General features: G+C 40.6%; 5 protein-coding genes. 4 read left to right on the forward strand and 1 reads right to left on the reverse strand.

Annotation, left to right across the window (positions count from 1 at the left end; translation table 11 throughout):
* The first annotated feature begins 516 nt into the window (after positions 1-516).
* Positions 517-864: a CidA/LrgA family protein gene (locus LDB17_RS06815; RefSeq protein ID WP_252638536.1), complete on the forward strand. Its 348-nt coding sequence runs from the start codon at positions 517-519 to the stop codon at positions 862-864.
* Positions 861-1,559, forward strand: a complete 699-nt coding sequence (locus tag LDB17_RS06820) for an LrgB family protein (RefSeq protein ID WP_006843368.1) — start codon at positions 861-863, stop codon at positions 1,557-1,559. The genes LDB17_RS06815 and LDB17_RS06820 overlap by 4 nt, the downstream gene beginning before the upstream one ends.
* Before the next feature lie 72 nt (positions 1,560-1,631).
* On the opposite strand, the gene LDB17_RS06825 is transcribed toward LDB17_RS06820, so the two are convergent.
* Positions 1,632-2,765, reverse strand: coding sequence for an NAD(P)-dependent alcohol dehydrogenase (locus LDB17_RS06825; RefSeq protein WP_252638537.1), 1,134 nt, complete (start codon positions 2,763-2,765; stop codon positions 1,632-1,634).
* A gap of 313 nt (positions 2,766-3,078) precedes the next feature.
* Here LDB17_RS06825 and LDB17_RS06830 point away from each other — a divergent pair, with 313 nt between their 5' ends.
* Complete coding sequence (locus LDB17_RS06830; RefSeq protein ID WP_252638538.1) at positions 3,079-4,956, forward strand: ABC-F family ATP-binding cassette domain-containing protein; 1,878 nt, start codon at positions 3,079-3,081, stop codon at positions 4,954-4,956.
* Positions 4,957-5,172: 216 nt separating this feature from the next.
* Complete coding sequence (locus LDB17_RS06835; protein WP_252638539.1) at positions 5,173-5,718, forward strand: transposase; 546 nt, start codon at positions 5,173-5,175, stop codon at positions 5,716-5,718.
* Positions 5,719-5,735: the final 17 nt, after the last annotated feature.

Genomic DNA, 5,735 nt, shown 5'->3' on the forward strand with positions numbered 1-5,735 from the left:
ACAAACTGGGGTTTTAATCTTGGTGGAGGCTTGAAGAACGCCTGATTTCTCACCTTGTTGTGCTTGCACTCCGATTGCCAATAAGGCAAACATAAAAACGAATAATACTTTTTTCATATACAATTATTTAATAAATTATTATACAATAAAATATACTTTAAATATTTAAAATTAAGATTTGATTATTTTTTCAGATTGTAATGTGCTACGGTTAAAAAATTTGTTCTGGTTTTAATTTTTTATTTAATGTTATTATTGTGTCCTTTTTAAATCCCTTTTAACAAACAAACGCACAAACATAATATAAAGTTCACAAATATTTGTGCTTTTAAGTTTGTTTTTTCTAAATAAAAGTGTTTTTGATAGATATTTATAGCCTCTGAAATGACTTTAAAATCTACATAGTTAAATAATACTTAGGGAGTTTACTCTGTCTGAAAAATTAGAGTAAGGTCTGATAGCTTATCAATAAAAAACATCTAACTTTGTACCCGAGTTAATTAGAAGGTTATCGTTATGAAAATGATAAAAGGTATCTTTATCATTCTCCTGTTTTATTTCTTGGGACAAGGAATCAGTTATCTTATTCAAGGATTCGTTCCTGGGAATATCATCGGAATGGTTTTATTATTCCTCAGTCTTTACTTCAAGGCTATCTCTCCCGACAATGTAAAAGACGTAGCAAATGTGTTTACCCGCAACATGGCAATATTCTTTATTCCTGCCGGAGCAGGCTTATTGGGTGCGTATGGTGTGATCAGTAAATTCTGGATGTCTATACTTATCGTTTGTTCGGTGAGTACCGTATTGGTTATTGTGGTTGTCGCTATTGTTCAACAGCAAATGGAACGAAGAAGAAAATGAGAGCATTATTTGAATCCACAGAATTTACGCTTCTCCTTGTTTTTGGCAGTTACCTGTTCGGACAATGGGTTTTTAAGAAGACACGCATCGCTTTGTTGCACCCTATGATTGTTGCCATTGCTATTATTATCGCATTCTTGAAGGTGACAGGTATCGATTACCGGACTTTCGAAGAGAGCAGCCGGTTTGTTAGCTTTATGCTCGGGCCTTCGGTTGTGGCGTTAGGCTATATCCTATACGAGCAGTTGGCATACCTCAAGGGCAATGTAATATCCATCCTTACCTCTATCTTTATGGGTAGCATTGTGGGGATACTCAGTGTGGTACTATTAGCGAGAATAACAGGAGCCGATCAGATGCTTATCCATTCTCTCGAACCCAAATCGGTGACTACACCCATTGCGATGAGTATTGCCGAACAGTCGGGCGGTAATGTATCGCTTACGGCGGTGATTGTGCTTTTCTGCGGTATATTCGGAAGTATTATCGGACCTCCTATATTGCGTTTGCTGGGTATCAAAAGCAGTGTTGCCAGAGGCTTGGCGATGGGAGCTTCGTCGCACGGGGTAGGTACAGCCAAAGCGATGGAAATGGGGATGATAGAGGGCGCATTGAGTGGGCTTGCCATCGGTCTGATGGGGGTAATGACTGCATTGCTGATACCGATATTGCACCAACTGTTTGCTTCATTATAGAAAAAGGCCGATAGGATGAAAAATCCTTATCAGCCTCCAAGCATAAAAAGCTTATTGAATTCAGCAAAACTCTTATCTCAAAGATGATATGTCTATAACGTAACGGAATTGAACTTTTCCGGTCAGTACATTTTTGTATGCTTCATTTACCTGTTGTATCGGTATAATCTCTACCATTGGGTAAATGTTGTTAGCGACCGAGTAATCCATCATTTCCTGTGTCTCGCGTATGCCGCCGATCAACGTTCCATATATTTTCTTGCGTCCTTGCAGAGCCCAAGTTTGCACAGATGGCATATCTTTGATCGCCGGAACACCAATCAGAACCATTGTGCCATCTACTTTTAGCATCGATAGATACGATTCTACACTGAACGAAACAGGGATTGTGCTCAAGATGAGATCGAATGTACCTTCCAAACCTTTCGATTCGTCTGCATTTTTTGTGTTTACATATCTTACCGCACCCAGTTTGGCGGCAGCCTCACGTTTGTCTTCGGTAATGTCGAAAACAGTGACTTCGGCTCCCATCTTCACCGCATATTGCACAGCCATATGTCCCAATCCTCCAAAACCCGCAACGGCAACCTTATCGCCCGCCTTCACCTTGTTATATTTCAACGGCGAATAGGTAGTAATACCCGCACATAAGAGAGGCGCTATCTTTTCGAGCGGAGCACCTTTCGGTATGGTTATCGCAAAAGATTCTCTGACAACAATATTGTTTGAGTATCCGCCTTGCGTATATCCGTCACCTTCCTTACTGCTGTAGGTATAAGTAGCCCCTTTGGTGCAATATTGTTCTTCACCCGCTTTGCAGTAGTAACATTCTCCGCATGAGTTGACCATACAACCCACGCCTGCATAATCTCCGACTTTGAACTTAGCAACATTCTTGCCTGCTTTCACTACCTTGCCCACAATCTCATGTCCCGGAACCAGCGGATAGGCTACTTGTCCCCAGTCGCCTTTAACGGTATGTATGTCTGAGTGGCAGATACCCGAATAGAGTATCTCAATCAGTATGTCATCATCGTTGAGGCTTCTGCGTTCAAATTCGTAAGGGGTAAGGGGAGCGGAGGGATCTGTTGCAGCATAAGCTTTTGTACAGATATGCCCATGATGTTGGTGGTCGCACTGAGCATTCAGGTGAATGACTCCGAAAATAAACAGAGCAACGAAGCTGCTAAGAAATTGTGTCTTCATGATGATTGTCGATACTTTAAAGTGATAGACTAAAATGACCGTATACATAATATGATCGTTGAGAAAAGAAAAACCCTAAAGGAAAAATCACTTTTTTTACACCAGTGGATTTGAAAATATTCTTGTCTTATTTTAGATGCTAATGACCAAAAATACTTCCTGTAGTCTGCTTGACAGATAGTATATGATCTGTGGTGATAACGTTTTACGTTACTTATAATATCAGGCAGTTCTTTTTTTGGTTACCTTTGCGATGATTAGAAATACAATCTCGGTTTAGAAAATAGTTTTCAATTTATAACTCAAAATATATATGGCTTCTTTCCTGCAAGTAGAAGGACTTACAAAAAGCTTTGGTGATCTGGTTTTGTTTCGTGATATATCATTCGGTATAGCCGAAGGCGAACGCATCGGGCTGATCGCAAAAAATGGGTCGGGCAAGACCACCTTGTTGAATATCCTCACAGGAAAAGAACCTTACGATAGCGGAGCTGTTGTTTTTCGTCGCGACTTGCGTGTTGCGTATCTAGAACAAGATCCTGCCTATCCCGAAAACCTGACGGTGCTAGAAGCGTGTTTCCATTCGGGGAATGATGTTACAGACCTCATTGCCGAATACGAAAGGGTAATCAACTCGAAAGACCATTCGGGGCTTGATGCAATCTTGCAGAAGATGGATATTTTGCAGGCATGGGACTACGAGCATCGTGCAAAGCAGATTTTGGGACAACTGAAAATTACCGATTTCGAACAAAAAATATCGCAGCTGTCGGGAGGACAGCTCAAACGTGTGGCTCTCGCCAATGTGCTGATTACCGAACCCGATCTTATTATTCTCGATGAGCCTACCAACCACCTCGACCTCGATATGGTAGAGTGGCTCGAAGAATACCTTCAACGTTCACGTTTGAGTTTGTTGATGGTAACGCACGACCGCTATTTTCTCGATCGTGTATGTAACGAAATCATAGAGATAGATCAACAACAGTTGTATCAGTATAAGGGGAATTTTTCCTACTATCTCGAGAAGCGAGACGAGCGTATTTCTGCTCAGAATGCCGAGTTGGATCGTGCTAACAATATTCTGCGTAAAGAGCTGGAGTGGATGCGGCGTCAACCGCAAGCCCGTGCTACGAAGGCGAAGTCGAGGATCGATGCATTCTACGACTTGGAAAAGAAAGCCCAGCAGGTGCGTGATGCCGGTAATGTCCAATTGCAGATGAAAGGTACATATATCGGTAATAAGATTTTCGAAGCGCAGCATGTTTACAAATCCTTTGGAGATATTAAGATACTCGAAGATTTTAATTATGTGTTTGCCCGATACGAAAAACTGGGTATTGTAGGAAATAACGGTACGGGGAAATCTACTTTCATCAAAATGCTGATGGGGGAGGTTGCTCCCGACAAAGGAGGTTTCGATATTGGCGAAACTGTAAAATTCGGTTACTATAGTCAGGACGGACTGAAGTTTGACGAACAGATGAAGGTTCTTGATGTGGTTCAGAATATAGCTGAGGTGATAGATTTGGGCAATGGCAGCAGACTGACAGCATCGCAATTTCTACAACATTTTCTCTTCCCACCCGAAAAACAGCACAATTTTGTCTATAAGCTTTCGGGAGGAGAAAAACGTCGTCTGTATCTCTGTACGGTCTTGATAACCAACCCGAACTTCTTGGTGTTGGACGAGCCTACCAACGATTTGGATATCGTCACGCTCAATATTCTCGAAGAATACCTTCAACAGTTCAAAGGCTGTGTGATTGTGGTATCGCACGACCGCTATTTTATGGATAAGGTTGTAGATCACTTGCTTGCTTTTCAGGGAAGTGCACGTATAAAAGATTTTCCCGGCAACTATACTCAGTACCGTGAGTGGAAAGAGGTGCAGGACCTTCTTGAAAAAGAAAAGGAACAGGCTGCGAAGCCTAAAGAAGAAAAGGTGCAACAGGTGCAGCCTAAGAATGACGAAAAGAAAAAGCTGTCGTTCAAAGAAAAGCGTGAATTTGAAGAACTCGATACGCTGATACCGCAACTCGAAGAAGAGAAAGCGAACCTTGAAAATGAATTATCCAGCGGTACATTATCTACCGATGAATTGTTACAGAAATCGAGTCGTATCAGTCAACTGATAGAGGAGATAGAAGAAAAAACAATGCGTTGGCTGGAGTTGAGCGAGTTGGCATAGTATTAGAATAAGTGATTGCAAATCCCTCATGATTTATTTTTCGGATTGTAAATCCTTATAATAGAACGCAGGTGATTACAAATCCCCTGCAACGAAGACGAAACCTAACTTGCGGATTGCAAATCCACAAGAACGATAGCATGTCAAACTCACCGTCCTTTCGGATTTGCAATCCGAAAGGATATATTAGCAGGATTTGTAATCCGCAATAGAATAATGATAAATATACAAAACCGAATAACACAAGATATATATTTTACAACAACTACAGTTGTCGATTGGGTTGATATCTTTACTCGTCCACAATATAAACATATCATAATAGAGTCATTGCAATACTGCCAACAAAACAAGGGCTTATTAATATATGCCTGGGTATTAATGAGTAATCATTTGCATATGATTGTAAGTACAGAAGGGGAAAATACGATGAGTGACATTCTGCGTGATTTCAAGAAACATACAAATAAGGAAATTATTAGTTCGTTAGAAAGCGACATTCAGGAGTCGCGTCGCGAATGGATGTTAAACCGTTTTGAGTACGCTGCACGAAACGATAAGAAGATTAAGAATTATCATTTTTGGCAAGATGGGAACGATATGCAACCTATTTATATGTATGACTATTTAGTACAAAAATTAAATTATATTCACCAAAATCCAGTGATAGCCGAAATTGTTGATAAGCCGGAGGAGTATAAGTATAGTTCAGCTATAGATTATGCAGGCGGGAAGGGTCTGCTAAATGTTATTATTGTTTAGTTTTTTTCGGATTACAA

This window comes from Dysgonomonas sp. Shenzhen-Wh21 (assembly GCF_043392705.1).
GTDB lineage: Bacteria > Bacteroidota > Bacteroidia > Bacteroidales > Dysgonomonadaceae > Dysgonomonas.